This is a genomic window from Nocardioides sp. WS12 (genome assembly GCF_014108865.1).
Classification (GTDB): domain Bacteria; phylum Actinomycetota; class Actinomycetes; order Propionibacteriales; family Nocardioidaceae; genus Nocardioides.
The window spans coordinates 3,102,776-3,128,085 of sequence record NZ_CP053928.1 but is presented as its reverse complement, the minus strand read 5'-3'; the positions used below and the strand labels follow the sequence as shown (position 1 = coordinate 3,128,085).

Here is a 25,310-nt window from a genome sequence, read left to right as displayed (position 1 = left end):
GCCGCTTGAGCAACAGGGATCGTTGGGCGCAGGCGGCGTACGAAATCCTCGTCAGCCAGGCCGGGCACTATCACTCGGTCATCGACGACAGCGAGCTCGGCCGTCAGATCCAGGAACGCACCGGCGTCACGACCAGGGAGGGTGTCCAGACCTGGATCGGGCCTGTCCTCGAACTCCTGGTCCAGCGGTGCAGCCGCGAAGGGCTTCCTGCACTCACGGCCCTCGTCGTGAGCAAGGACAGCGGCATGGTCGGAGATGGCTACGACATGGTGCTCAAGGCTGCGGGCATCCCTCGGATCGAAGACCCTGCTCTGCGCGAGGTGCATGCTGCCCAGGCTCGGCTGGACTGCCACCGATGGGCGGGCGCCCGGGACCTTCCGGCTGACGGCGGCTCCCCGGCGATGTCCCCGGTGTACGCCTCCGCGCTGGAGACCCGATGCGACCCGAATCAGTGAAGGGCCTGCCGGCCGCCGTCCTGTGGGACATGGACGGCACCCTCGTCGACACCGAGCCGTACTGGATGGCCACGGAGTCGGAGATCGCCGAGAAGCACGGCGGGACCTGGACCCACGAGGACGCGATGCAGTTGGTCGGCAACGACCTGCTCGTGTCGGGGGAGTACATCAAGGCGAAGCTCGGCCTGGAGCAAACGGCCGAGGAAGTGGTGGAGATGCTGCTCGACGGGGTCGTCGAGCAGGTCCGCCACGCCGTGCCGTGGTGCGACGGCGCCCGGGAACTGCTGCTCGCGCTGCGTGACGCCGGGGTGCCCTGCGGACTGGTGACGATGTCGTACCAGCGGTTCGTGGCGCCGATCCTCGAGCACCTGCCGCCGGAGACCTTCCGGGTGATCGTCACCGGCGACATGGTCAGTCAGGGCAAGCCCCACCCGGAGGCCTACCTCACGGCAGCGGCCGCGCTCGGGGTTGACCCTGCGGACTGCATCGCGATCGAGGACTCACCGACCGGCGCACGGTCGGCCGAGGCAGCCGGCTGCCGCGTGCTCGTCGTCCCGAACCATGTGCCGGTTCCCGAAGGCTCCGGTCGGACGTTACTGGAAACCCTCGACGGACTCACGCCGGAGGCGTTGAGCTCACTGCTGTGAGGGGAAGTGTCGGGAACGGCGGAGGCGTGCCGTCGTACGACGGGCAGAGCGACTGGTGCGCACACCAGCGGCAGCCGTACCCGGGGCGTGACTCGAACTCGCGCTTCTCGGTGGCCAACTGGATCGCCTGCCACACCGCCTGGACCTTGCGCTCGGTCGCGAGCAGGTCTTGCTCGTCGGGTTCGTAACGCAGCACCTCGCTGTTGCCGAGGTAGACCAGTTGCAGCATCTTCGGGATGACACCGCGCATCCGCCATAGGACCAGACCATAGAACTTGAGCTGGAAGAGGGCCTTGCCCTCGAACATCTCGCTCGGCGATGGGCCGGTCTTGTAGTCGACCACGCGAATTGCGCCGTCGGGCGCAATGTCGACCCGGTCAACCACACCACGCAGCAGCAGCTTCGTGTCCGTCAGCGACTCGACGTACAACTCGCGCTCGGCCGGCTCCAGGACCGTCGGGTCCTCGAGGTCGAAGTACTTCACCAGCGTCTCGCGGCACGACACCAGCCACTCGGCGATCTCGGGTCCGTCGACCGGGAACATCGAGGTGACCGCGGGCTCGGCTTCCTGGAGGTCGGCCCACGCCGGCGCCAGCATCGACTCGGCCTGCACCGGAGTGCGCTCCGCAGCAGGCAGGTCGAACAGTCGCTCCAGGACGGTGTGGATCACCGTGCCGCGCACGGCGGCGGGCGACGGCGGCTCGGGCAACCGGTCGATCGTGCGGAATCGATAGAGCAGCGGACACGACAGGAAGTCGCCCACCCGCGACGGCGACAGCGCACCGAGCACGTCGACGCCGTCGACGCGCGTGCCGCCGCGTTCGGACGGGTCCGCCGGCTCGAGGCCGGTCGGTGCTGGTTGCGTGGTCATGCGTCCGACCCTAGGTGAGACCTCCGACACCCCACGGGCGCGGTTCGCCTGACACATAGGCTGGCGTCATGAGTCGATCCCCCGAAAGCCTCCGGCGGCGCATCGCGTCCACCCCGGAACGGATTGGTCACGTCGTCCGTAAGCGGTTCCCGATCGTCGCGGTCACGGGGATGACCGGGGTCGGCAAGACGCAGCTGACCGATCGACTCACAGGTAGCACCGGCGAAGTGGTCGCCGAGGTGGGATCCGCCGTCATGGAGCGCCGGACCCGGCGGTCCTCCGGTCTGCGGGGCTTCCGGTTCCGCGTGGTGCCGGGCGACAACGCAGCGACCCGGCTCGGTGCACTCGACGAGGTGTTCCACGACGAGCCCGTCGACGGCGTCCTGCACGTGGTGGCCAACGGCTACGCCACGCCCCGACGCGCGGCGGGAACCAGTGGAACGGCCGTGGCGAGCCGCGAAGACCAGCTGGCCGTGGAGCTGGAGGACTGGGCGATCACGTCGCACCGGATCGCGTCGATGGCCGTACGCCGCGATCGGCCGATCTGGTTGGTCATCGTCGTCACCAAGGCCGACCTCTACGCCGACGACCTGGACGAGGTCGTCCGCTACTACTCCCCGGGCAGCGGATCACCCTTCGGCGACAAGGTCGACGAGCTCCGTGCACTGGCCGGCGGCGCCAAGCTCTCCATCGACGTCCTGCCCGTCAGCAGTCAGGGTGGCGACCGCAAGTCGGCGATGCCGGCCAAGCGCAGCACACAGTTGATCGAGGCCCTGGCCACCCGGTTGGCCCAGCTGAGCGGTCACGCCTGACCCCACCGGTAGCCTCGGAGTATGGCCGAGCCCGAGGTTCCTGCACGACCCCCCGCACCGCGGGGCATGGTCCGGATCGGGCGGATCGCGGGCAGTGACGTCCTCGTCGCGAACTCCTGGTTCCTGGTCGCCGCCCTGATCGCCTACATCATGGGTCCGCGCGTGGATCAGGTGCAGTCCGGACTCGGCGGCTGGAAGTACGTCGTCGGGCTGGCCTTCGCGATCGCGCTCTACCTCGCGATCCTGCTCCACGAGGCGTCCCACGCTGTCGTGGCCAAGCGATTCGGCTTCCGCGTCGAGTCGATCACCCTCCATTTCCTCGGGGGAGCGACCGCCATCGTCGGTGAAGCCCGCCGCCCGCGCCAGGAGTTCTGGATCGCGGTGGTCGGGCCGATCACGTCCCTCGCCGTCGGTGTCGTGGCGCTGGCCCTGTGGTTCGTCACGCCGGACGGCGTCGGTCGGCTGGTCATCGAGGGCCTCGCCGGCGCGAACCTGATGATCGGCGTCCTGAACCTGGTGCCCGGCCTGCCGCTCGACGGCGGCCGGGTCCTCAAGGCCGGCGTCTGGGCCGCCACCGGGAAGGTGCACACCGGCACGATCGCAGCCGCGTGGGGTGGCCGCGTGACGGCCGTCCTGGTCGTGGTCTGGGCCGTCTTCAGTGCCCTGAACGGCAGCTTCATCAACCCCGTGATCCTCGCCATCGTGGCCATCTTCCTCTGGACGGGGGCCAGCCAGTCGCTGGCCGCCGCGAAGATCGTTCGGCGTCTGAGCGAGGTCGTGCCACGTGACCTCGCGCGTCGTACCCTCTCGGTCCCTGACGACCTCCCGTTGGCCGAGGCCGTACGCCGCGCGAAGGAAGCCGGGGCGACCAGCATCGTGACCGTCACTTCCGACGGGCGCCCGATCGGCGTGGTCGACGAGCAGGCCGTCAACGCGATGCCGGATGACCGCAAGCCCTGGGTCGCCGTCTCGACGGTCGCCCGCAGCCTGGCCGGTGGTCGGGCCCTTCCGGCATCGGTCAGCGGTGCCGAACTGCTCGCCGCGCTGCGCAACAATCCCGCGTCCGAGTACGTCTTGATGGCCGAGGACGGCAGTGTGTACGGCGTTCTGTCGGCCGCCGACGTCGCTCGGGAAGTGCAGCGATAGATTGCGCCGGTGAGTGACGCAACTTCCGACGTGCCCCCGGAGGCCTGGTCCGGTGTCCATCGCGGTCCCCTTCGCGAGGGCGAATGGGTCCGTCTGGTCGACGGCAAGGGCCGGCGCCACAACTTCGCGCTCGAGGCCGGGAAGCGGTTCTTCTCCAACAAGGGCCATCTGGAACACGACGAACTGATCGGCCGTGAAGAAGGCTTCACCGTCGGGTCGTCGGTCGGTGGCGAGTACCTCGTCTTCCGCCCCCTGCTGTCCGAGTACGTCGTCTCGATGCCCCGTGGCGCGGCCGTGGTCTACCCGAAGGACTCGGCCCAGATCATCGCGATGGCCGACATCTTCCCGGGCGCCCACGTGGTCGAGGCCGGCGTCGGATCCGGTGCGCTGACCTGCTCGCTGCTGCGCGCCGTCGGTCCGTACGGCCGGGTGTCGTCGTTCGAGCGCCGTGAGGAGTTCGCGGACGTCGCCCGCCGCAACGTCACCCAGTTCTTCGGCGCACCCGACGGCGAGACGCACCCCGCCTGGCGCCTCACCCTCGGCGACCTCGCCGAGGCCCTTCCGGCGTCGGGGGAGCGGTGCGACCGGATCATCCTGGACATGCTTGCCCCCTGGGAGTGCCTGGACGCCGCGGCCGACGCCCTTCTTCCCGGTGGGATCGTGTGTGCGTACGTCGCCACGACCACCCAGCTCTCGAAGTTCGTCGAGGCCGTCCGGATGCACGGCGGCTTCACCGAACCGGCTCCGTGGGAGTCACTGGTCCGCGACTGGCACGTCGAGGGCCTGGCCGTTCGCCCCGGTCACAAGATGATCGGCCACACGGCCTTCTTGGTCACGGCGCGCCGGATGGCACCGGGGGAGCGGGCCCCGCTCAAGAAGCGCCGCCCGGCACCGGGTGCCTACGGCCCCGACTACGACGGCCCGCGCCCTCCCGGGGTGCCGGAACTTCCGATCGACGACTGACCGGCGACTGACCGGTTCCACGGCCGTTACAGAAACGTCGCGTGCCACGTGTCCTGAACCACTTCCTCGCTGCACCGGTCCGAGTAGGGTCGGATTCAGGAGGTGTGCCATGACAAACATGGGAGAAGGCACTTCGGGAAGCCACCGGTCCCCGAGCCAACAGGAGCTCGAAGACCAGGTCCGTTTCCTCGAGGACGAGATCAACGAACTGCGCCGGCGACTGCTCGACACGCCCGGAAGCGGAGCTCGCTCCGTGGACATGCGCCTCGCCGACACCCAGCGTTCGCTGGCTGCGGTGACCGCGCAGAACGAGCGTCTCGCCAGCACGCTGCGTGACGCCCGGGACCAGATTCTCAAGCTCAAGGAGGAGGTCGACCGGCTCGCCCAACCTCCCGCGGGCTTCGGCACCTTCCTCCAGCGCAACGAGGACGACTCCGTCGACGTGTTCACCGGCGGTCGGAAGTTGCGCGTGAGCGTCAGCCCGAATGTCGAGCTCGACTCCCTGCGCCGTGGCCAGGAAGTCATGCTCAACGAGGCGCTGAACGTCGTCGCCGCGTTCGAGTACGAAACGGTCGGCGAGGTCGTCATGTTCAAGGAACTGCTCGCTGATGGCGAGCGGGTCCTGGTCATCGCGAACGCCGACGAGGAACGCGTCGTCCGCCTGGCCGACCCCTTGTTCAACGAGACCCTGCGCGCCGGCGACTCCCTGTTGCTGGACTCCCGGGCCGGCTACGTCTACGAGAAGGTTCCGAAGTCCGAGGTCGAGGAGCTCGTCCTCGAAGAGGTCCCGGACATCTCCTATGACTCCATCGGTGGCCTCGGCAACCAGATCGAGATGATCCAGGACGCCGTCGAGCTGCCGTATCTCTATCCCGAGCTGTTTGCCGAGCACGAGCTCAAGCCCCCGAAGGGCATCCTGCTCTACGGGCCTCCCGGCTGTGGCAAGACGCTGATCGCCAAGGCGGTCGCGAACTCGCTCGCCAAGAAGGTGGCCGAGAAGACCGGTGCCTCGGGGAAGTCGTACTTCCTCAACATCAAGGGCCCCGAACTCCTCAACAAGTACGTCGGTGAGACCGAGCGACACATTCGTCTGGTCTTCCAGCGGGCGCGGGAGAAGGCGAGCACCGGTACGCCCGTCATCGTGTTCTTCGACGAGATGGACTCCTTGTTCCGCACCCGCGGTTCCGGTGTCTCCTCCGATGTCGAGAACACCATCGTTCCGCAGTTGCTGAGCGAGATCGACGGTGTGGAACTGCTCGAGAACGTCCTGGTCATCGGTGCCTCCAACCGCGAGGACATGATCGACCCCGCGATCCTGCGGCCCGGTCGCCTCGACGTGAAGATCAAGATCGAGCGTCCCGACGCCGAGTCGGCGCGCGACATCTTCAGCAAGTACCTCACCACCACGTTGCCGCTGCACGCCGAGGACGTCGCCGAGTTCGGCGGCGACCGTCAGGCCACCATCGGCGGCATGATCCGGGCCACCGTCGAGCGGATGTACACCGAGACCGAGGAGAACCGCTTCCTCGAGGTGACCTACGCGAACGGTGACAAGGAAGTCCTCTACTTCAAGGACTTCAACTCCGGCGCCATGATCCAGAACATCGTCGACCGGGCGAAGAAGATGGCGATCAAGGACTTCATCGACCACAGCCAGAAGGGTCTGCGGGTCTCGCACCTGCTCCAGGCGTGCGTCGACGAGTTCAAGGAGAACGAGGACCTGCCGAACACGACCAACCCCGACGACTGGGCGCGGATCTCCGGCAAGAAGGGCGAGCGGATCGTCTTCATCCGCACGCTCATCACCGGCAAGCACGGCACGGAACCGGGCCGTTCGATCGACACCGTGAACGACACAGGGCAATACCTCTGATTGCGGTCCCGTCCCCGGCGTAGGCTCGAAGCATGAGCGTACGTCGGGTGATGGGCACCGAGATCGAGTACGGCATCTCGGTACAGGGACAGCCGACGGCCAACCCCATGGTCGCCTCGTCCCAGATCGTGAACGCCTATGCCTCGGCAACGGTGCGGGCCAGGCGCGCCCGGTGGGACTTCGAGGAGGAGTCGCCGCTGCGTGACGCCCGCGGGTTCGACATGGCGCGCCAGATCGCCGACCCCTCCCAGCTCACCGACGAGGACCTCGGCCTCGCCAACGTGATCCTGACCAACGGTGCGCGGTTGTACGTCGACCACGCCCACCCCGAGTACTCCACGCCCGAGGTGATCACCCCGCTCGACATCGTGCGCTGGGACAAGGCGGGGGAGCAGGTCATGCTCGACGCCGCCCGCCTGGCCCACCAGTTGCCGGGCAGTCCGACGATCGCGCTCTACAAGAACAACACCGACAACAAGGGGGCGTCGTACGGCGCCCACGAGAACTACCTGATGCGGCGCTCGACGCCGTTCGCCGACATCGTCCGGCACCTCACGCCGTTCTTCGTCAGCCGCCAGGTGTTCTGCGGCGCCGGGCGCGTGGGCATCGGCCAGGACGGCCGCGGCACCGGGTTCCAGATCAGCCAGCGCGCCGACTTCTTCGAGGTCGAGGTCGGCCTCGAGACCACCCTGAAGCGCCCGATCATCAACACCCGCGACGAGCCGCACGCCGACCCGGAGAAGTACCGCCGGCTCCACGTCATCATCGGCGACGCGAACCTGTCCGAGATCGCGACCTACCTCAAGGTCGGCACCACGTCGCTGGTCCTGGCCATGATCGAGGACCGCTTCATCACCCGTGACCTCACCGTCCGGACGCCGGTCTCCGCCCTGCGCGCCGTCTCCCACGACCCGGCTCTGGCCCACCAGGTCACGCTGGCCGACGGCCGCACCCTGACCGGCATCCAGCTCCAGCTGGAGTACCTCGACCTCGCCAAGAAGTACGTCGAGGACCGCTACGGCGCGGACGCCGACGCGCAGACCGTCGACGTCCTCGCCCGCTGGGAGGACGTGCTGAACCGGCTCGAAACGGACCCGATGTCGCTGTCCGACCAACTCGACTGGGTCGCCAAGTTGAAACTGATCGAGCAGTACCGCTCCCGCGACGGCCTCGACTGGGACGACGCGAAGCTCCAGTTGATCGATCTCCAGTACTCCGACATCCGTCCGGACAAGGGTCTGTACCACCGTCTCGTGAAAGCCGGTCGGATCCAGCGGCTGCTCACCGATGCCGAGGTGGACGCAGCCATGACGAACCCGCCCGAGGAGACGCGTGCCTACTTCCGGGGCCGGTGCCTGGAGAAGTACGCGCCCGACATCGCTGCCGCTTCGTGGGATTCGGTCATCTTCGACCTGCCTGGCCGGGAGTCGCTGCAGCGCGTTCCAACCATCGATCCGCTCCGCGGCAGCAAGGCACATGTCGGTGAACTGATCGACAAGTGTGAAACAGCAGAGGCATTGGTCCGCGCACTCAGCCGGTAAGTGGCTAGGGTTGAGGTATGGCCCAGGAGCAGAAGCAACCGCGCAAGTCGGAAGACGCCGAAGAGACCACTGAGGTCGCTGCGGAGTCCGATGTTGCCGAGCGCAAGGACGCGATGGACGACGACGTCGACGCGATCCTCGACGAGATCGACGAGGTCCTCGAATCCAACGCCGAGGACTTCGTGAAGTCGTTCATCCAGAAGGGCGGGGAGTAACCCGCACATGACTGGTGACGCACGGATTCCGGCTGCCTTCCTGCGCCCCGGGACCTCCTCCTTCAGCGACTTCATCGGCGTGAACGCGCCGGACCTGCTGCCTGCGCGACGCTCCTTGCCAGCCGGTACGGCGGCGGACCTCGCCCCGCACGGCACGACCATCGTCGCCGCGACCTTCCCCGGTGGCGTCGTCATGGCTGGTGACCGTCGCGCCACGATGGGCAACGTCATCGCGCAGCGCGACATCCAGAAGGTCTTCCCTGCGGACGAGTACTCCGTCGTCGGCATCGCCGGCACCGCCGGGCTGGCCGTCGAGATGGTCCGGCTCTTCCAGGTCGAACTCGAGCACTACGAGAAGATCGAGGGCACGGTCCTCTCCCTCGACGGCAAGGCCAACCGGCTCTCCGCGCTGATCCGCGCCAACCTCGGGATGGCCATGCAGGGCCTGGCCGTCGTCCCCATGTTCGCGGGCTTCGACCTCGACAGTGAGGTCGGCCGGATTTTCGGCTACGACGTCACCGGCGGGCGCCACGAGGAAGCCTCGTTCTTCACCGTCGGCTCCGGTTCACTGTTCGCCCGCGGTGCGCTCAAGAAGCTCTATCGCGAGGACCTCAGCCAGGACGACACGGTCCGCGTCTGCCTCCAGGCCCTGTACGACGCCGCGGACGACGACTCCGCCACGGGTGGGCCGGACATGGCGCGCCGGATCTTCCCGATCGTCTGGGTGGTGACCGCCGAGGGCGCCGCGGAACTCACGCAGGAGGACATCGGCGCACTGGCCGACGAGGTCGTCGCGGCCCGCTTCACCCGCCCCGACGGCCCGCTCGCCCCGCTGCCCGGCGGCGACGGAGCCGGCAACCAGGGACAGGAGGCCTGAGATGAGTACCCCGTTCTACGTCTCACCCGAGCAGTTGATGAAGGACCGTGCCGACTTCGCCCGCAAGGGCATCGCGCGCGGCCGCTCTCTCGCCGCCGTGCAGTTCGCCGACGGCGTCCTGCTGGTGACCGAGAACCCGTCCAAGGCCCTGCACAAGGTCTCGGAGTTGTACGACCGGCTCGCCTTCGCGGCGGTCGGCCGCTACAACGAGTTCGAGAACCTGCGCATCGCGGGCGTCCGGCTCGCCGACATGCGCGGCTTCGCCTACGACCGGCGTGACGTCACCGGGCGCGGCCTGGCCAACGCCTACGCCCAGACTCTCGGCACGATCTTCTCCTCGGGCGGCGAGAAGCCCTACGAGGTCGAGATCTTCGTGGCCGAGGTCGGCAAGACCGCGGCCGACGACCAGATCTATCGCCTGACCTATGAGGGTCGCGTCGCCGACGAGCACGGCTACGCGGTGATGGGTGGCGACGCCGACACCGTGGCGGCGTACCTCAAGGAGCACTACACCGACGGCGCGAGCCTGGATGCAGCGCTGGCGGTCGCCGTGGCCGCCCTGGGGCACTCGAACGACGAACGTGGCGAGGTGCAGGACCGGGTGATCCCGGTCGAGGACCTCGAGGTCGCCGTCCTCGACCGCACCCGGTCGCAGCCGCGCAAGTTCCGCCGCATCCTGCCGGCGAAGCTTGCCGAACTGCTCGGGGACCGCGGACCGGCCGAGGCCGCCCCCGAAGCCCACGTCTCCGAGACTCCGACGAACGGCGGCCCCGAAGAGCCACCGGTGGCGCCTCCGCTCGCGTAGGGTTCCATCATGGACCGCCGAATCTTCGGTATCGAGAACGAGTACGGCGTCACCTGCACGTTCCGGGGACAACGCCGACTGAGTCCGGACGAGGTCGCGCGCTACCTGTTCCGCAAGGTCGTGAGCTGGGGTCGCTCCAGCAACGTGTTCCTGCGCAACGGGGCGCGGCTGTACCTCGATGTGGGGAGCCACCCGGAGTACGCCACGCCCGAGTGCGACGACATCGGTGAGCTCGTCACGCACGACAAGGCGGGGGAGCGGGTCCTCGAGGGACTGCTGCTCGACGCCGAGCAGCGGTTGCACGACGAGGGCATCGCCGGCGAGATCTACCTCTTCAAGAACAACACCGACTCCGCGGGCAACTCCTACGGTTGTCACGAGAACTACCTCGTCGGCCGCGCCGGCGAGTTCAGCCGCCTCGCCGACATCCTGATCCCGTTCCTGGTGACCCGGCAGATCATCGTGGGCGCCGGGAAGGTCACACAGACGCCTCGCGGGACGTCGTACTCGGTCAGCCAGCGGGCCGAGCACATCTGGGAGGGCGTCTCCAGCGCGACCACCCGCAGCCGTCCGATCATCAACACTCGCGACGAGCCGCATGCCGACGCGGAGAAGTACCGCCGCCTCCACGTCATCGTCGGCGACTCCAACATGAGCGAGACGACCACCATGCTCAAGGTCGCCTCCTGCGACCTGGTGCTGCGGATGATCGAAGAGGGCGTCGTGATGCGCGACCTCACGATGGAGAACCCGATCCGTGCGATCCGCGAGATCTCGCACGACGTCACCGGACGACGCAAGATCCGCCTCGCCAATGGCCGCGAAGCCAGCGCACTCGACATCCAGGGCGAGTACCTCGCCAAGGCCCGCGACTTCGTGGACCGCCGGGGCATCAGCACGCCGATCATCGAACGTTCGCTGGACCTGTGGGAGCGCGGCCTGAAGGCCGTGGAGTCCGACGACTGGGGTCTGGTCGACCGCGAGATCGACTGGGTCATCAAGTGGAAGGTCATCGATCGCTACCGCGCCAAGCACGGTCTGCCGATGAGCCACCCGCGCGTTGCGCAACTGGACCTCGCCTACCACGACATCCACCGTGGCAGGGGCCTCTACTACCTGCTCGAGAAGCGCGGTTCGGTCGCTCGCGTCACCACGGACCTGAAGATCTTCGAAGCCAAGTCGGTGCCGCCGCAGAACACCCGCGCGCGGCTTCGTGGGGAGTTCATCCGTCGCGCCCAGGAGCGCCGTCGCGACTTCACCGTCGACTGGGTGCACCTCAAGTTGAATGACCAGGCGCAGCGCACGGTGCTGTGCAAGGACCCCTTCCGGGCGTACGACGAGCGGGTCCAGCGACTCATCGACGGGATGTAGGCGCGCCACCCGCCGTGGGGGTGCCGTTCCTCCATGGGCGAATGGGTAAGGTTTGCGCGTGCTCGACCGCCTGCGCCCTGTGATTGCGCGTCCCACCGCCCTGCTGCTGACCGCCCTGCTTCCGGCGAGCCTCGCGCTGACCGCCTGCGGAGGCGACGGCGACGACCTCAAGGGCCTCGACGCGGTCGCTGTCAGCGGCGCCGTCGGCTCCACGCCGAAGCTCGACTGGAAGGGCACTCTCGACGCCGACAAGGTCGACACCAAGGTCCTCACCGAGGGTGACGGCCCGGCGATCGCCAAGGACGACGTGGTGCGGGTCGACTTCACCCTCGCCAACGGCTACACGCACAAGATCACCTATGACACGTACGACGACTACACCGTCGGCACGCTGCTGAAGATCGGCGCCAAGAAGGAGCCGGCCAGCGTGTCCGACGTCCTCGTCGCGGGCCTTGCCGACCACATCAAGGCGGGCCAGAAGATCGGCAGCCGGATCGCGGTGACGATCAACAGCAAGGACGTCATCGGCGACTACCTCGGCAACGCACAGGCCGCGACGGCCTTCGCCAGCCTCGACATCGGCAACGAGGACGGCCTGCTCTACGTCGCCGACCTCACCGCCATCGCCGGCCCCGAGGGCGCCGAGCAGCCGGCCCCGGCCTGGGCTCCGGCCATCGTCGAGAAGGACGGACTTCCCTCCAGCCTCGACTTCAAGAACGCGCCCGCACCGTCGGGCAAGCTCGAGGTCGCCACCCTCATCAAGGGCACCGGCCCGGTCGTGAAGAGCGGCCAGAAGGTCCTCGCGAGCTACCTCGGCCAGATCCCGAAGGGCAAGGCGCCCTTCGACCAGAGCTACACCGACGGCCGCGGCCTCGAGGCGACGCTTGGCGGCGACCTCGCCTCCGTCGTCGAGGGCTGGTCCAAGGGTCTGGTCGGCCTGCCGGTCGGCAGCCGGGTCCTGCTGCAGATCCCGCCGAGCCTGGGCTACGGCAAGGAAGCACAGGGCGAGGAGATCCCCGCGAACTCCACGCTCTACTTCATCGTCGACCTCCTCGATGTCGCCGACCCGGAGCCCGTGCCCGAGCCGAGCGAAACGGCGTCGCCGAGCGGATCGCCGAGCGCCACCCCGAGCGGTTCCGCAACTGGCACCGCCTCCACCGAGCCGACCGACGGGGCGTCGGAGTAGCCCCACCGGGCACAATTGATCCCATGCCTGCTCCGAAGAGCGAGCGCCTGCTCAACCTCCTGATCATGCTCCTGGTCCAGCGGCGTCCCATCGCCAAGGACCGGATCCGCGAGTTGCTGTACCCCGACTCGCGTCCGGACGCCTTTGAGAAGATGTTCGAGCGCGACAAGGATGAGTTGCGGAGTCTCGGCGTGCCCGTCGAGGTCGCCTCGATCGACCCGCTGTTCGAGGACGAGGTCGGCTACCGCATTCCGCCCGAGGCCTTCGCCCTGCCCGACATCGAGCTCACGCCCGAAGAGGCGGCCGTCGTGGGCATTGCCTCGCGGGTCTGGCAGCACGCCACGATGGCCCAGGCGACGACCGACGCCGTGCGCAAGCTCTCTGCTGCCGGCATCGACGTGGACCTCGACGCCCTCGAGATCGCCCAGCCGCTCCTGACCGCCGAGGAGCCTGCCTTCGAGACCTGCTGGATCGCGGTGTGCGAGCGGATGGCCATCGAGTTCGACTACAAGCGTCCCGGCGCCGACAACGCCCTCACCCGCCACGTCCAGCCGTGGGGAGTGGTCCGCTACTCCGGGCGCTGGTACGTCGTCGGCCACGACTCCGACCGCGGCGCGGAGCGCGTCTTCCGCCTCTCCCGCGTGCAGGGCCCCGTCCGGACCGTCGGCCCTCCGGGTGCGTACGACGTCCCGCCGGACACCGACGTACGCGAGATCGCCCGGCGGCTGGCTCCGCCAACGGGCACTGAGCACGCCGTGCTGCTCGTGCGCCACGGCGCCGGCCATGTCTTCCGACGCAACGCCGACCGGATCGAGACGGGCGTCGCCGGACCCGACCATCACTCTGCGTGGGACCGCGTCGAGATCACCCGCCCCGCGATCGGTCTGGCCGACGACGTGCTCGCCCAGGGATCCGATGTGGTGCTCCTCGAACCGGTGGCCGTGCGCCAGCGGATCATCGACCGACTCGAACTGGTCGCCCGATGACGACGACCCGCGCGACGGGCGCCGGAGCCCGCGACCAGGTCGCCCGACTGCTGATGCTGGTGCCGTTCCTGCACCACCGCGACGGCGTACGCCTCGAGGAGGCGGCGGCGCTGCTCGGCACGTCCTCGGAGCAGGTGTTGCGCGACCTGAAGGTGCTCTTCATGTGTGGGTTGCCCGGCGGCCTGCCCGGTGACCTGATCGACGTGGACCTCGATGCCATCGAGACCTCGGAGGGCAGCCCCGTCACCGAGGGTGTGATCCGGGTCGAGAACGCCGACTACCTCGCCCGTCCGCTACGCCTGAGCGCCACCGAGGCGTCGGCCGTGATCGTGGCGCTGCGCATGTTGCGCGACACGTCGACGGGGGAGACCCGCGCCCTGGTCAAACAGGTCCTGCGCAAGATCGAGAAGGCAGTCACCACGGCCGGCGCCAACCACGTCGACGTGACCCCCTCGCCCCACGACGCCGCCCAGGTCGCCCAGGTGGAGATGACCCGGGTGCTCAACGAGGCTGCCGTCGCGGGACGACAGGTGCGACTGGCGTACTTCGTTCCCTCGCGAGGCGAGGAGACCGAGCGCGTCGTCGACCCGCACGGGGTCGTCAGCCACGGTGTCTTCGCCTACCTCGACGCGTGGTGCCACCGCGCCGAGGGTGACCGGCTGTTCCGGCTCGACCGGATCGCCAAGGCCGAAGTCCTGGAGAGCGCGATCAGCACCCCGCGCCGGGCGCCGCGCGACCTCAACGACGGACTGTTCCGGGACGCCAACCAGCCCGGCAGCACCGTGGTGACCCTCCACCTCGGCCCCGAGGCACGCTGGGCCACCGAGTACTACCCGATGCGCGACGTCCGACCGCAACCCGACGGGTCGGCCATCGTGGACCTCGTCGTGGTGGATCGACGATGGCTCACCAGGTTGCTCATGCGATTGGCTCCACATGCCACCGTGACAGGACCTCAGGAGTTCACCGAATCTTTCACTGCCGCCGCACAGGAGACCCTCAGCCTCTACCGCTGAGGTACGCGTAGCATGGAGTCCGTCCCCCGAGTCTGAGATGTGAGAGTTGGTCGCCGAAATGAACCCCCTGATCGGAATGCCCCAGGGAGCCGAGTGGCTCATCATCCTGGCGATCGTGATCCTCGTGTTCGGTGCTGCCAAGCTTCCCGACCTCGCCCGCGGTACGGGCCAGGCGCTGCGCATCTTCAAGGCCGAGACCAAGGGCCTGCGCGACGACGACGAGAAGAAGCCGGCCGCGCCGAAGGCTGAACTGAACCCCGCCGACGATGTCGCCGAGGGCGAGATCGTCGACGAGCGCCGCGAGAACAACGCCTGAGTTGTCCCTGTTCGGAGTTGCAAAGCTGCTCGTCGGCACCCCGGTCCACCCGGTCGGTGCAGACGGGCGAATGGCCCTGTCGGACCATTTACGGGAGTTGCGCGCCCGCCTGCTGAAGGCAGCGTTCGCGATCGTCGTCGCCTTCGCCATCGCGCTGTTCTTCTACGATCCGCTGCTCCATCTCGTCCTCGACCCCTACCTCGAGGCGCAGAAGGCACTTCCGGACGGCGCCACCGAGGCCACGACCTCGGGCGCAGCCGGCGGTTTCCTGCTCTACCTCAAGCTCTGTGGACTGGCCGCGCTCGTCGGCTCCAGTCCTGTGTGGCTCTACCAGATCTGGGCATTCATCCTCCCGGGCCTGCACCGCAACGAGAAGAAGTGGACCGCGATCTTCGCGGTCATCGCCGGGCCCCTCTTCTTCGTGGGCATCGTGCTGGGCTATGTCACCCTGCCCAAGGGCCTCGAAATCCTGATCGGGTTGAACCCGGACGAACTGACCAACCTCGTCGAGTTCAACGAGTACCTCACCTTCTTCAGCCGCACCCTGCTCGGGTTCGGCATCGCGTTCGAGATCCCCGTGTTCGTCGTGCTGCTCAACTTCGCCGGCGTGATCAAGGGCAAGACTCTCGGCGCGCACCGTCCCTGGATCGTGGTTGGCTCCTTCATCTTCGCCGCCGTGATGACGCCCTCGGGTGACCCGTTCACGATGAGCTTCATGGCCGTCCCGATGGTCCTTCTGTTCTTTGTCTCAGAGATCATCGCGCGGCTCAACGACCGTCGCCGCGGCAAGAAGGCCATCAACGCGGGCCTGTCGCCCGACGAAGCCAGCCCGCTGCCCTAACCTTCACCTGTGCCTCGCGCGGTCGTCCTCACCAACCCCACGTCGGGGAAGGGACGCGGCGCGCGCATGCGTGACGAGGCGCTTCCGCGCTTCCACGGGGCCGGATGGCGTACGACGGCGCTCTACGGCCGTGACGCGGAGGAGTCCCTCGATCTGGCCCGCGCGGCAGTCGCCGAGGAACCCGACGTACTCGTCGTGTGCGGTGGCGACGGCATGGTGAACCTCGGTCTCCAGGCGGTCGCCGGTACCGACGTCCCGATCGGCATCCTCCCGGGCGGCACGGGCAACGACATCGCCCGCTCCCTCGACATCCCGCAACGCGACGGCGCCGCGGCCGCCGCGCGGATCATCAACGGCAGCCCCCGGCCGATCGACCTCGCCCGCGTCGGCGACCGCTGGTACGGCGGGGTTCTGGCTGCCGGGTTCGATTCGGTGGCCAACGAGCGGGCCAACCGGATGCGTTGGCCCAAGGGCCAGATGCGCTACAACCTGGCGACCCTGGCCGAATTGCGGGTCTTCGAGCCCCTCCACTACGTGCTCGACCTCGACGGCGAGGAGCGCCAGGTCGAAGCGATGCTGGTCGCCGTCGGGAACGGGCCGTCGTACGGCGGCGGACTGCGGATCACGCACGGCGCCGTGCTCGACGACGGCCTGCTCGACGTCGTCCTGATCAAGCCGATGGGCCGCGTCGAACTGGCCCGAACCTTCCCGAAACTCTTCAACGGGACGCACGTGAACCATCCCCAGTACGAGCGGCACCTGGTGCGCCGGGTGACGGTGGCGAGCGCCGGAATCGTCGGCTACGCGGACGGCGAGCGGTTCGGTCCGCTACCCCTGACCGTCGAGTGCGTACCCGGAGCCGTCAAGGTATGGGCATGAGCAGTCATCCCGTCTTCGACGCGTTCGCGGGCACCTTCCCCTTCCCGCTCGACGAGTTCCAGGTCGAAGGCTGCAAGGCGGTCGAGGACGGCGACGGCGTCCTGGTGGCGGCGCCGACAGGTGCCGGCAAGACGGTCGTGGGGGAGTTCGCGGTCCACCTCGCACTCGAGACCGGCCGCAAGTGCTTTTACACGACTCCGATCAAGGCGCTGTCGAACCAGAAGTACAACGACCTCGTCGCCCGACACGGCGCCGACCAGGTCGGCCTGCTGACCGGCGACACCTCCATCAACGGCGAAGCGCCGGTGGTCGTGATGACCACCGAGGTGCTGCGCAACATGCTCTACGCGCGCTCGCGCACCCTCGTCGGACTCGGCTTCGTGGTCATGGACGAGGTGCACTACCTCGCCGACCGTGCTCGGGGCGCGGTCTGGGAAGAGGTCATCATCCACCTGCCCGAGTCGGTGTCGGTGGTGTCGCTCTCCGCCACGGTCTCCAACGCCGAGGAGTTCGGCGAATGGCTCGAGACGGTCCGCGGTGCGACGCGCACCATCGTGGCGGAACGGCGCCCGGTGCCGTTGTTCCAGCACGTGATGGCCGGGCGGCAACTCCACGACCTGTTCGCGTCCTCGGACGTTGACGCCGCCGCCGGCTTCGTGCGCGAAGGTGCGCCCGTCAACGAGGAACTGGTCAAGCTCGCCCGCGACGACTTTGCGTCATCTCGCCTCAAGGGTCACCGCACGCCGAAGTCCGGCGGCAAGGGTGGGCGTCCCGGTGGCCCGGGCAGCCGCCCCGTCGGCAACGGCCGCCGCATCTGGATTCCCGGTCGCCTCGACGTCCTCGAGCAACTGCAGCGCAAGAACCTGCTCCCCGCGATCGACTTCATCTTCAGCCGCGCGGGATGCGACGCCGCCGTCCAGCAGTGCCTGGACGCGAACGTCCGCCTCACGACCGCGGCGGAGCGCGACGAGGCGATCGCCTACGTCAAGAGCACCCTCGGCACGATGCCCCCCGACGACCTCGACGTGCTCGGGTACGACGACTTCCTCGATGCCGCGTCTCGAGGGGTGGCCTCCCACCACGCCGGGATGCTGCCGGCGTTCAAGGAGTGCGTCGAGGAGCTCTATCTGCGCGGGCTCGTGAAGATCGTGTTCGCGACCGAGACCCTGGCCCTCGGCATCAACATGCCGGCGCGGACCGTTGTCCTCGAGAAGCTGAGCAAGTGGAACGGCGAGACGCACGCCGACATCACGCCGGGGGAGTACACCCAGTTGACCGGCCGCGCCGGTCGCCGCGGCCTCGACATCGAGGGCCACGCCGTCGTGCTGTGGCAGCCCGGCATGAACCCGCGCGACCTGGCGGGTCTGGCGTCCACCCGGACCTATCCGCTGCGTTCATCCTTCCGGCCGTCGTACAACATGGCGGTCAACCTGGTGCACGCCTTCGGCCGGCACCGCGCGCGCGAGCTGCTCGAAATGTCCTTCGCCCAGTTCCAGGCCGACCGGGCCGTCGTCGGGCTCGCGCGGCAACTCCGCAAGGCCGAGGACGCCCTGGCGGGTTACGCGGAGTCGGCGCACTGCCACCTCGGTGACTACATGGAGTACGCCGGCCTGCGCCAGCAGATCTCCGAGCTGGAGAAGCAGTCCAGCAAGGTACGACGACACGACCGCCGCAGCGAGGCGGCTGCGTCGCTCGAGACCCTCGTCCCCGGTGACGTGATCGTGGTGCCGGTCGGGAAGTTCGCCGGCCCCGCGGTGGTCGTCGAACCCGGACTGTCGGAGCAGGGACACCGGCCGCTGGTGATCACCGCCGAACGCCAGGGCCGTCGGCTGGCGATGATCGACTTCCCGGTGCCCGTCGAGCCGGTCGCGAAGATCCGGCTCCCCAAGCGCGTCGACACCCGCAACCCGCAGCAGCGCAAGGACATCGCGCAGGCAGTCCGGGCTGCCGTGCGCGCGCTTCCTGCCTCCGTGACGCGCCCGCGGTCGGAGCGCGGACCGGTCGACGAGGGTGTCGCGCAGCAGATCGCCGAGATCCGCCAACAGATTCGTGCGCATCCCTGCCACGGCTGCGACGACCGCGAGGACCATGCCCGGTGGGCCGAGCGGCACGCGAAGCTCGGCAAGGACGCGCAGATGTTGTCGGAACGCATCGAGCGGCGCACGAACACGGTGGCGCGCACCTTTGACCGGGTGTGCGAGGTGCTCACGGCCCTCGGCTATCTCGAGGAGGACGCGGTCACGGAGCGCGGCCGCGCGCTGATGCGGATCTACTCCGATCTCGACCTCGTCGCCGCCGAATCCCTGCGGCTGGGCCTGTGGGACGGGCTGACGCCCCAGCAGCTCGGTGCGGTGCTCTCCTCACTCGTCTACGAGGCCCGCCGTCCCGAGGAGGGTCCGGGCAACGTGCCCGGCGGGGCGATTTCGGAGACCATCGACGCCATGACCCGGCTCTGGTCCGAGCTCGAGCAACTCGAACGCACCCATCGCCTGGACTTCCTGCGCAAGCCCGACCCGGGCTTCGCCTGGACCGCGTTCCGGTGGGCGGGCGGTCAGGACCTCGACGAGGTGATCACGCGCAACGATCAGACGGCGGGCGACTTCGTGCGCCAGATGAAGCAGCTGATCGACTTCGCCGGGCAGATCGCCAACGCGGCAGCCGGCACACCGGTGCGCGACACCGCACGCGACCTGGTGAAGCTGTTGCGCCGTGGCATCGTTGCGGGCGGCTGAGCCAACCCATCAGTCCCGCGGGGGCTCCGGCAGCGTCAGCGACTGCTCGACGTCGCGCAGCTGCGCTGCGTAGGTCTGGCCGCGGGGGGACAACGCCACGACGGCCCGGCGACCGTCCTCGGGGTCGGCTCGCCGCACCACCAGGCCCCGCTCGACCAGTCGGTCCATGTGGCGGGTCAGGCTGGCCGCGGGAACGACGGCCGCGACGGCCACCTCGCTCATCCCCAGTCCGGGCTCGTCGTCGATGACGGCGATGATCCGCCAGTGCTCGAGCGTCAGGCCGTGCTCGTCGAGGAGCGGCTGGAGCGCGTCACGAACGGTGGCCTCGACCTGGCGTACCTGCACCGCGATGCTCGACGAAACCCGGTGATGGGTGGTGACCCGGCCCACGGCGGTCTCCTTCGGGCTGGCGGTGCCTTGAGACGTCTTCGTGACAATCGCGTTAACGACGCCGCTACGCCGCGGAGTCGGCTCTATCGTAGGCATGGCCCCACCAATTCTGGTTGCACCACGTGCCCGCAATGTCGCCGGCCGGGACAGCCCACGTCCCGCACGGAGGTCCCGTGCCCGACCTGCCCCGCGACCCGACGGTCGACGTCTTGTCGATCGCCTTCGTCGTACCGCTCCAGGGACCGACGGGCATCTACGGGCCGTCCTGCCTGGCGTGCGGCGAGCTCGCGGTCGAGCAACTCAACGCGCGGCGCGGCATTGCCGGCCGGCAGGTCGAGCTGGTCGTGGTCGATGCCGGCCGCGAGCCCGCGCTCGTGGCGGACGAGGTCGGGCGCCTGGTCGACAGCGGACGGGTCCAGGCGGTGGCCGGCTGGCACATCTCGGCGGTCCGCCAGGCCATCACAGCTCGCGTCGGCGGGCGCGTGCTCTACGCGTTCGCGGCCATGCACGAGGGCGGTGACGCGACGCCGGGCGTCTTCATGCTCGGTGAGCGTCCGATCAACCAGCTGCTTCCGGCGGCGCACTGGATGCGCGAGGAGCTCGGCATCGGTCGCTGGGCGATCGTCGGCAACGACTACGTCTTCCCGCGCGTCACCGGCACCACGGCACGCCTCGCCCTGGAGGACACGTCGTCGGAGATCGTCAGCGAGACCTACGTGCCGCTCGGGACGAGCGACTTCAGCACCGTGCTCTCCGATCTCGCCCGGCAGCCGATCGACGGCGTCATCATGCTGTTGATGGGTCAGGACGCGGTCCACTTCAATCGCCAGTTCGCCCGCTCCGGCCTGTCGGTCGACCTGCCCCGGCTCAGTCCGGCCGTCGAGGAGAACACCCTGCTGGCTGGAGGAGCCGCGGCCAACCACGGCCTCTACGCCGCGGCGGCGTACTTCGACGGCCTCGGTACAGCGGAGAGCACTGAACTGGCCCGCGCCTACTACGCCCGCTGGGGCCGCTGGGCGCCGGCACTGAACGCGGTCGGGGAGTCCTGCTACGAAGCGCTGTTCTTCCTCGCCCGCGTGGGTGAGGTGTGCGGCTCGCTCGACGTCCGGGCGTTGTCCAGCCTGGAGTCCGGCCACTTCTACGCCAGCCCGCGCGGCCTGATGCGCCTCGACGGCAACCTGCTCGACCAGGACGTCTATCTCGCCGCGGCCGACGGCCTCGGGTTCCGCATCGAACAGCAGATCGCGCGCGCCCACTAGGAGCCCGCCGCCCAGGCCGCGACCAGGCCCGTCTCGTGGGCATGGACCCCGAGTCGCCGCCACAGTGTGCCGCCACCGTCCAGGTCGTACCGATCCTCGGCCGGCCCCTCCGCCGGCCCGGTACCGCCGACGGCGAGCACCGACGAGAGCACCCGGTGCCCACCCAACAGCGCGGGCGTCGTCGTGGGATCCAGTGGCAGGTCCTCGATCAACAACGGGAGCCGGTCGACGGTCACCTCGGTGCGCTGGCGGACGGCGCCCGGGAGCTCGCCGTACCGACCGAGGACCAGGGTCTCGCGCAGCAGCATCGACGCACCCGGCGCCAACCGGGCGACCGTACGGCGCTCCACGTCGGCGCCCGCCGAGACCACGAACGGCTCACCGGCCCAGGTCAGGACCGCACCGGGACCGAGCGTGACCAGCACCGACCAGGACGCCGCACCACCGCGCATGTCGAAGGCGACCGTGCCACCGGGCTCGATGAGGTCCAGCCGGGCGCCGGCGTCGACCGTCACGTCGATCTCGATGGCGTCGCCGGCGAGCAGCAGTGCACCCTCCGGCACGAGGGAGACGCGAGCGCCCTCCCGGTCGTGGTCGACGAGCATCGGTCGGATCGATGCGGCGGTGGAATCGGAGAGCGTCACGGCGCTGCGCACGCGGCAGCGCGCCAGACCCTCGCCCCGAGTGACCCGGATCCGGGTCCGCGCCGATCGCTCAGTGCTCGTGAGCATGCCCGTGCGCATGTGCGTGGGAGTGAACCGCCATCGGGCCGGGATCGATCGGCACGAGCGCGCCAGACAGGTGGTGCGCGCGAACGCCGTCCAGCCACGACACGAGGGCGTCGATGCTGGCCCGGTCGAGGCGTGACAGCCCGATGACGGGACGCTCCTCGCGCGCCACGGTCGCGTCGGCCAGCATCTGCACCACGTCGACCCCGACGTACGGCGCCAGGTCGGTCTTGTTGACGACCAGCAGGTCGGCCCGCTCGATGCCCGGCCCGCCCTTGCGCGCCACGTCGCCCCCACCGGCGACGTCGAGCACGAAGATCTGGACGTCCACGAGGGCAGGGGAGAAGGTCGCCGTGAGGTTGTCGCCACCGGACTCGATCAGCACGACGTCCAGCTCCGGGTAGTCGAACTCCAGGTCCTCGACCATCATCAGGTTCGCGCTGATGTCGTCGCGGATCGCCGTGTGCGGGCACGCCCCGGTCTCCACCGCGCGGATCCGGTCGGTCTCCAGCACGCCGGCCGACCGCAGGAAGCGTGCGTCCTCGTCGGTGTAGATGTCGTTCGTGACGACCGCGAGTTCCAGCCGCTCGGCGAGCTCCCGGCACAGGAGTGCGATCAACGAACTCTTGCCGGTGCCCACAGGGCCGCAGACGCCGAGTCGCAACGGTCGGGCCGGATGGGGGAGAGCGGCGAGTTCAGGCACGGAACAACCTCCTTGATGAACCGGCATGGGCCTGTGCCCATGCCTCGATCTGGGGTGAGGCAACGGCGGGGATCTGATCGGGCGTTCGTACGTCGGCGACGGCATCGACCACGTCGTCGGCACTGTCGAGCGCGTGATGCACCCAGCCCGTCACGACCACCGGGTCGAGCGGCAGGAGCTTCAGCGCTGCCGCGCAGACGGTCTGCACGTCGTCGTACACGACGAGACGCGCGAGCGAAGCGGCGCCGAGGTCGAGATGGGCCGCCAGTGACCCGAGCACGGTCGACCTGCTCGGTCGCACCACCTCGCCCAGCACGCCGACCGATGCCGGCCAGACGCGGGTCGCGAGGCGCAACAGGGCCTGGCCCTGCAGCCGCGCTGCGTCGCGCAGCGCGGGGGAGACGGTGCGTGCGGCCCAGGCACGATCGACGACCGCGAGGTCCGAACCGGTTCGCACCGCATGGCGGGCGGCAACGGCCGTGCCCGCCTCGACCCGGGTCACTCCGAGCATCCGGCTGCGCAGGTAGCCGGGCACATCGGCCGGGTCCAGACCGTTGGTCAGGGCGCCCTCGAGCGTTCCGGACTGCGTGTGCCCGGCGACGGGCAGACGCGCGTCGGCCAGCAGCAGCATCAGGAGTTCGGGGTGCGGCACGGGCTGCTCAGAACATCGAGTAGAGCTGCGCGAGCGGCAGCTCCTCGGCTGGAGCGGGGACGACGCGTTCGCCGTCGACGTCGATGGCAAAGGTCTCCGGGTCGATGTCGATCCGCGGCAGCGCCGAGTTGTTGATCATCGACGCCTTGCTCACCTCCCTGGTCGGTCGTACGGCGGCGAGTCGGCGCCGCAGCCCCAGCCGGTCCGCCAACCCGTCGGCCAGCGCGGCCGGAGACACGAAGCTGACTCCATAAGGGCTGCCGTCGTCCACGAGGGTGGGTCGCATCAGCACTGGTTGCGGCGTCGGGATCGACGCGTTCGGATCGCCGAGCGCACCCCACACGAGCGCTCCCGACTTCATCACCACGTCCGGCCGGATCCCGAAGAAGCGCGGGTCCCAGAGGACGAGGTCCGCCAGCTTCCCGGGCTCGATCGACCCGACCTCGTGGTCGATGCCGTGGGCGATGGCCGGGTTGATCGTGTACTTGGCGACGTACCGCTTCGCCCGCGTGTTGTCGGCCGGTCCCGTGCCGAGATCGGCGTGGTTGCCGAACTGCCGTTTCATCACGTGAGCCACCTGCCAGGTCCGGCAGATCACCTCTCCGATGCGCCCCATGGCTTGCGCATCGGAGGAGGTGATCGACAGCGCTCCGATGTCGTGCAGCAGGTCCTCGGCCGCGATCGTGGTGGCCCGGATACGCGACTCCGCGAAAGCCAGGTCCTCGGGCACCTGCGGGTTCAGGTGATGGCAGACCATCAGCATGTCGAGGTGCTCGGCGACCGTGTTGACGGTGTGCGGAAGGGTCGGGTTCGTCGACCCCGGAATGATGTGGGGGAGCGAGGCCACGGTCAGGATGTCCGGTGCGTGGCCACCCCCCGCGCCCTCGGCATGGAAGGCGTGGATCCCACGACCGGCAATCGCGCCGACCGTCGACTCGACATAGCCCGCCTCGTTGAGGCTGTCGGAGTGCAAGGCCACCTGGAGGCCGAACTCGTCGGCCGCACGCAGCGAGGCATCGATGGCCGCCGGGGTCGAACCCCAGTCCTCGTGGACCTTGTAGCCGGCTGCACCGACCAGTGCCTGCTCGGCGAGTCCCGCAGCGCTGACCGTGTTGCCCTTGCCGAACAGCAGCACGTTGAGCGGAACCGTGTCGAGGGCGCGGTGGATGGCGGCGAGGTGCCAGGCGCCCGGCGTCACCGTGGTGGCCTTGGAACCCTCGGACGGGCCGGTACCACCGCCCGCAACCGTGGTGATGCCGGTGGCGAGCGCCTCGACCAGTTGCGAGCGGGACAGCAGGTGGACGTGGACGTCGATGGCCCCCGCCGTCAGGATCCGCCCCTCGCCGGCGATCACGTCCGTTCCCGGCCCGATCACGAGGTCCGGGTGCACGCCGTCGGCGATGTCCGGGTTGCCGGACCGGCCCAGCGCGACGATCCGCCCGGCGCGGATGCCGACGTCCGCCTTGACGATGCCCCAGTGGTCGAGGACGAGCGCGTTGGTGATGACGGTGTCGAGCGCGCCCTCGGCCGACGACCGGATCGACTGAGCCATCGATTCCCGGATCGACTTGCCGCCCCCGAAGACCGCTTCCTCACCGCCGACGACGTGGTCGTGCTCCACCTCGATCCACAGGTCCGTGTCACCGAGCCGGACCTGGTCGCCCACCGTCGGCCCGTAGAGGGCCGCGTACGACGCCCGGCTGATCTCAACCATCGAGGGACCCGCCTTCGGGCTTGATCTGGATGCCCGGCACGCGTCGAAGCCCGCCGAGCGCCACGATCGCGACCTCCTGCGAAGCTCCCGGCTCGAAGCGACGCGACGTCCCCGACGGGATGTCGAGCCGGAACCCGAGGGCCGCGGATCGGTCGAAGGACAGCGCGCTGTTGACGTCCGGGAGGTGCACGTGGGACCCGATCTGGATCGGACGGTCACCGGTGTTGGTGAACACGACCACGGCCCGCTGCGGGGCGGCGCGGTCGCCATTGAGCACCACGGTCCCGGCGCCGGTCCGGGTGGCGCCCGGCCCCTCGGTCACGATGCCCACA

26 protein-coding genes are annotated in these 25,310 nt (G+C 69.0%); 19 read left to right on the top strand and 7 right to left on the bottom strand.

Features of this window, described 5'->3' with window-relative positions; translation table 11 throughout:
- Nucleotides 1-5: 5 nt before the first annotated feature.
- On the top strand, nt 6-455 hold the full coding sequence (locus HRC28_RS15220; RefSeq protein WP_182376331.1) for a hypothetical protein: 450 nt from the start codon (nt 6-8) through the stop codon (nt 453-455).
- The gene (locus tag HRC28_RS15215; RefSeq protein WP_237111506.1) at nt 437-1,102 is read left to right on the top strand and encodes an HAD family phosphatase; all 666 of its coding nucleotides are present in this window, start codon (nt 437-439) and stop codon (nt 1,100-1,102) included. Before HRC28_RS15220 ends, HRC28_RS15215 begins: the two co-directional genes overlap by 19 nt.
- On the opposite strand, the gene HRC28_RS15210 is transcribed toward HRC28_RS15215, so the two are convergent.
- A complete protein-coding gene (locus HRC28_RS15210) occupies nt 1,071-1,973 on the bottom strand; it encodes a RecB family exonuclease (RefSeq protein ID WP_182376330.1) in 903 nt (300 codons plus the stop codon). The genes HRC28_RS15215 and HRC28_RS15210 overlap by 32 nt on opposite strands.
- 68 nt (nt 1,974-2,041) lie before the next feature.
- On the opposite strand from HRC28_RS15210, the gene HRC28_RS15205 reads away from it, so the two are divergent.
- From HRC28_RS15205 to HRC28_RS15130, 16 genes are all read left to right on the top strand, one after another.
- Nucleotides 2,042-2,785: a GTPase domain-containing protein gene (locus HRC28_RS15205; RefSeq protein WP_182376329.1), complete on the top strand. Its 744-nt coding sequence runs from the start codon at nt 2,042-2,044 to the stop codon at nt 2,783-2,785.
- A 21-nt stretch (nt 2,786-2,806) separates the two neighbouring features.
- The gene (locus HRC28_RS15200) at nt 2,807-3,931 is read left to right on the top strand and encodes a site-2 protease family protein (RefSeq protein ID WP_182376328.1); all 1,125 of its coding nucleotides are present in this window, start codon (nt 2,807-2,809) and stop codon (nt 3,929-3,931) included.
- A gap of 9 nt (nt 3,932-3,940) precedes the next feature.
- Complete coding sequence (locus HRC28_RS15195) at nt 3,941-4,894, top strand: tRNA (adenine-N1)-methyltransferase (RefSeq protein WP_182376327.1); 954 nt, start codon at nt 3,941-3,943, stop codon at nt 4,892-4,894.
- A gap of 118 nt (nt 4,895-5,012) precedes the next feature.
- Nucleotides 5,013-6,767: a proteasome ATPase gene (arc, locus tag HRC28_RS15190; protein ID WP_237111858.1), complete on the top strand. Its 1,755-nt coding sequence runs from the start codon at nt 5,013-5,015 to the stop codon at nt 6,765-6,767.
- A gap of 32 nt (nt 6,768-6,799) precedes the next feature.
- On the top strand, nt 6,800-8,308 hold the full coding sequence (dop, locus tag HRC28_RS15185; protein WP_182376325.1) for a depupylase/deamidase Dop: 1,509 nt from the start codon (nt 6,800-6,802) through the stop codon (nt 8,306-8,308).
- Nucleotides 8,309-8,325: 17 nt separating this feature from the next.
- Complete coding sequence (locus HRC28_RS15180; protein WP_182376324.1) at nt 8,326-8,523, top strand: ubiquitin-like protein Pup; 198 nt, start codon at nt 8,326-8,328, stop codon at nt 8,521-8,523.
- Between the two features lie 7 nt (nt 8,524-8,530).
- On the top strand, nt 8,531-9,400 hold the full coding sequence (prcB, locus tag HRC28_RS15175) for a proteasome subunit beta (protein ID WP_182376323.1): 870 nt from the start codon (nt 8,531-8,533) through the stop codon (nt 9,398-9,400).
- Nucleotide 9,401: 1 nt separating this feature from the next.
- Nucleotides 9,402-10,205, top strand: a complete 804-nt coding sequence (gene prcA / locus HRC28_RS15170; protein WP_182376322.1) for a proteasome subunit alpha — start codon at nt 9,402-9,404, stop codon at nt 10,203-10,205.
- A 9-nt stretch (nt 10,206-10,214) separates the two neighbouring features.
- Nucleotides 10,215-11,576, top strand: coding sequence for a Pup--protein ligase (gene pafA / locus HRC28_RS15165; protein ID WP_182376321.1), 1,362 nt, complete (start codon nt 10,215-10,217; stop codon nt 11,574-11,576).
- 58 nt (nt 11,577-11,634) lie between these two features.
- Nucleotides 11,635-12,762: an FKBP-type peptidyl-prolyl cis-trans isomerase gene (locus tag HRC28_RS15160; protein ID WP_182376320.1), complete on the top strand. Its 1,128-nt coding sequence runs from the start codon at nt 11,635-11,637 to the stop codon at nt 12,760-12,762.
- 23 nt (nt 12,763-12,785) lie between these two features.
- Nucleotides 12,786-13,748, top strand: coding sequence for a WYL domain-containing protein (locus HRC28_RS15155; RefSeq protein WP_182376319.1), 963 nt, complete (start codon nt 12,786-12,788; stop codon nt 13,746-13,748).
- Nucleotides 13,745-14,764 carry a WYL domain-containing protein gene (locus HRC28_RS15150; protein WP_182376318.1) on the top strand — a complete coding sequence of 340 codons (1,020 nt, stop codon included), beginning with the start codon at nt 13,745-13,747 and terminating at the stop codon, nt 14,762-14,764. Before HRC28_RS15155 ends, HRC28_RS15150 begins: the two co-directional genes overlap by 4 nt.
- Before the next feature lie 58 nt (nt 14,765-14,822).
- Nucleotides 14,823-15,080 carry a Sec-independent protein translocase subunit TatA gene (locus HRC28_RS15145; protein ID WP_182376317.1) on the top strand — a complete coding sequence of 86 codons (258 nt, stop codon included), beginning with the start codon at nt 14,823-14,825 and terminating at the stop codon, nt 15,078-15,080.
- A gap of 1 nt (nt 15,081) precedes the next feature.
- Nucleotides 15,082-15,921, top strand: coding sequence for a twin-arginine translocase subunit TatC (gene tatC / locus HRC28_RS15140; RefSeq protein WP_237111505.1), 840 nt, complete (start codon nt 15,082-15,084; stop codon nt 15,919-15,921).
- 9 nt (nt 15,922-15,930) lie between these two features.
- Nucleotides 15,931-16,800, top strand: a complete 870-nt coding sequence (locus HRC28_RS15135; protein ID WP_182376315.1) for a diacylglycerol kinase — start codon at nt 15,931-15,933, stop codon at nt 16,798-16,800.
- Nucleotides 16,797-19,532 (top strand): DEAD/DEAH box helicase, encoded by a 2,736-nt coding sequence (locus tag HRC28_RS15130; RefSeq protein ID WP_237111504.1) that lies wholly within the window; start codon nt 16,797-16,799, stop codon nt 19,530-19,532. Before HRC28_RS15135 ends, HRC28_RS15130 begins: the two co-directional genes overlap by 4 nt.
- A 9-nt stretch (nt 19,533-19,541) precedes the next feature.
- Here the strand turns inward: HRC28_RS15130 and HRC28_RS15125 are convergent, their stop codons facing one another.
- On the bottom strand, nt 19,542-19,922 hold the full coding sequence (locus HRC28_RS15125) for a MarR family transcriptional regulator (RefSeq protein WP_182376313.1): 381 nt from the start codon (nt 19,920-19,922) through the stop codon (nt 19,542-19,544).
- A gap of 173 nt (nt 19,923-20,095) precedes the next feature.
- Between HRC28_RS15125 and HRC28_RS15120 the strand changes: the two genes are divergently transcribed.
- Nucleotides 20,096-21,181 (top strand): substrate-binding domain-containing protein, encoded by a 1,086-nt coding sequence (locus HRC28_RS15120; protein WP_237111503.1) that lies wholly within the window; start codon nt 20,096-20,098, stop codon nt 21,179-21,181.
- On the opposite strand, the gene HRC28_RS15115 is transcribed toward HRC28_RS15120, so the two are convergent.
- From HRC28_RS15115 to ureB, 5 genes are read right to left on the bottom strand one after another with little or no spacing between them, the layout of a single operon-like run.
- Nucleotides 21,178-21,912 carry an urease accessory protein UreD gene (locus HRC28_RS15115; RefSeq protein ID WP_182376312.1) on the bottom strand — a complete coding sequence of 245 codons (735 nt, stop codon included), beginning with the start codon at nt 21,910-21,912 and terminating at the stop codon, nt 21,178-21,180. The two genes, HRC28_RS15120 and HRC28_RS15115, sit on opposite strands and share 4 nt — an antisense overlap.
- Nucleotides 21,896-22,612: an urease accessory protein UreG gene (gene ureG / locus HRC28_RS15110; protein ID WP_237111502.1), complete on the bottom strand. Its 717-nt coding sequence runs from the start codon at nt 22,610-22,612 to the stop codon at nt 21,896-21,898. The genes HRC28_RS15115 and ureG overlap by 17 nt, the downstream gene beginning before the upstream one ends.
- A complete protein-coding gene (locus HRC28_RS15105; protein WP_202033086.1) occupies nt 22,605-23,264 on the bottom strand; it encodes an urease accessory UreF family protein in 660 nt (219 codons plus the stop codon). The genes ureG and HRC28_RS15105 overlap by 8 nt, the downstream gene beginning before the upstream one ends.
- Before the next feature lie 7 nt (nt 23,265-23,271).
- Entirely contained in the window at nt 23,272-24,978 is a 1,707-nt protein-coding gene (locus HRC28_RS15100) for an urease subunit alpha (protein WP_182376310.1), read from the bottom strand.
- Nucleotides 24,971-25,258, bottom strand: a complete 288-nt coding sequence (ureB, locus tag HRC28_RS15095) for an urease subunit beta (RefSeq protein WP_346010505.1) — start codon at nt 25,256-25,258, stop codon at nt 24,971-24,973. Before ureB ends, HRC28_RS15100 begins: the two co-directional genes overlap by 8 nt.
- Nucleotides 25,259-25,310 lie beyond the last annotated feature (52 nt).

What these genes read in the sequence shown, in the direction of transcription:
- HRC28_RS15215 (WP_237111506.1), top strand. Translation starts at nt 437, where the DNA reads ATGCGACCCGAATCAGTGAAGGGCCTGCCGGCCGCCGTCCTGTGGGAC.
- HRC28_RS15210 (WP_182376330.1), bottom strand. Translation starts at nt 1,973, where the DNA reads ATGACCACGCAACCAGCACCGACCGGCCTCGAGCCGGCGGACCCGTCC.
- HRC28_RS15205 (WP_182376329.1), top strand. Translation starts at nt 2,042, where the DNA reads ATGAGTCGATCCCCCGAAAGCCTCCGGCGGCGCATCGCGTCCACCCCG.
- HRC28_RS15200 (WP_182376328.1), top strand. Translation starts at nt 2,807, where the DNA reads ATGGCCGAGCCCGAGGTTCCTGCACGACCCCCCGCACCGCGGGGCATG.
- arc (WP_237111858.1), top strand. Translation starts at nt 5,013, where the DNA reads ATGGGAGAAGGCACTTCGGGAAGCCACCGGTCCCCGAGCCAACAGGAG.
- dop (WP_182376325.1), top strand. Translation starts at nt 6,800, where the DNA reads ATGAGCGTACGTCGGGTGATGGGCACCGAGATCGAGTACGGCATCTCG.
- HRC28_RS15180 (WP_182376324.1), top strand. Translation starts at nt 8,326, where the DNA reads ATGGCCCAGGAGCAGAAGCAACCGCGCAAGTCGGAAGACGCCGAAGAG.
- prcB (WP_182376323.1), top strand. Translation starts at nt 8,531, where the DNA reads ATGACTGGTGACGCACGGATTCCGGCTGCCTTCCTGCGCCCCGGGACC.
- prcA (WP_182376322.1), top strand. Translation starts at nt 9,402, where the DNA reads ATGAGTACCCCGTTCTACGTCTCACCCGAGCAGTTGATGAAGGACCGT.
- pafA (WP_182376321.1), top strand. Translation starts at nt 10,215, where the DNA reads ATGGACCGCCGAATCTTCGGTATCGAGAACGAGTACGGCGTCACCTGC.
- HRC28_RS15155 (WP_182376319.1), top strand. Translation starts at nt 12,786, where the DNA reads ATGCCTGCTCCGAAGAGCGAGCGCCTGCTCAACCTCCTGATCATGCTC.
- HRC28_RS15150 (WP_182376318.1), top strand. Translation starts at nt 13,745, where the DNA reads ATGACGACGACCCGCGCGACGGGCGCCGGAGCCCGCGACCAGGTCGCC.
- HRC28_RS15145 (WP_182376317.1), top strand. Translation starts at nt 14,823, where the DNA reads ATGAACCCCCTGATCGGAATGCCCCAGGGAGCCGAGTGGCTCATCATC.
- HRC28_RS15130 (WP_237111504.1), top strand. Translation starts at nt 16,797, where the DNA reads ATGAGCAGTCATCCCGTCTTCGACGCGTTCGCGGGCACCTTCCCCTTC.
- HRC28_RS15115 (WP_182376312.1), bottom strand. Translation starts at nt 21,912, where the DNA reads ATGCTCACGAGCACTGAGCGATCGGCGCGGACCCGGATCCGGGTCACT.
- HRC28_RS15100 (WP_182376310.1), bottom strand. Translation starts at nt 24,978, where the DNA reads ATGGTTGAGATCAGCCGGGCGTCGTACGCGGCCCTCTACGGGCCGACG.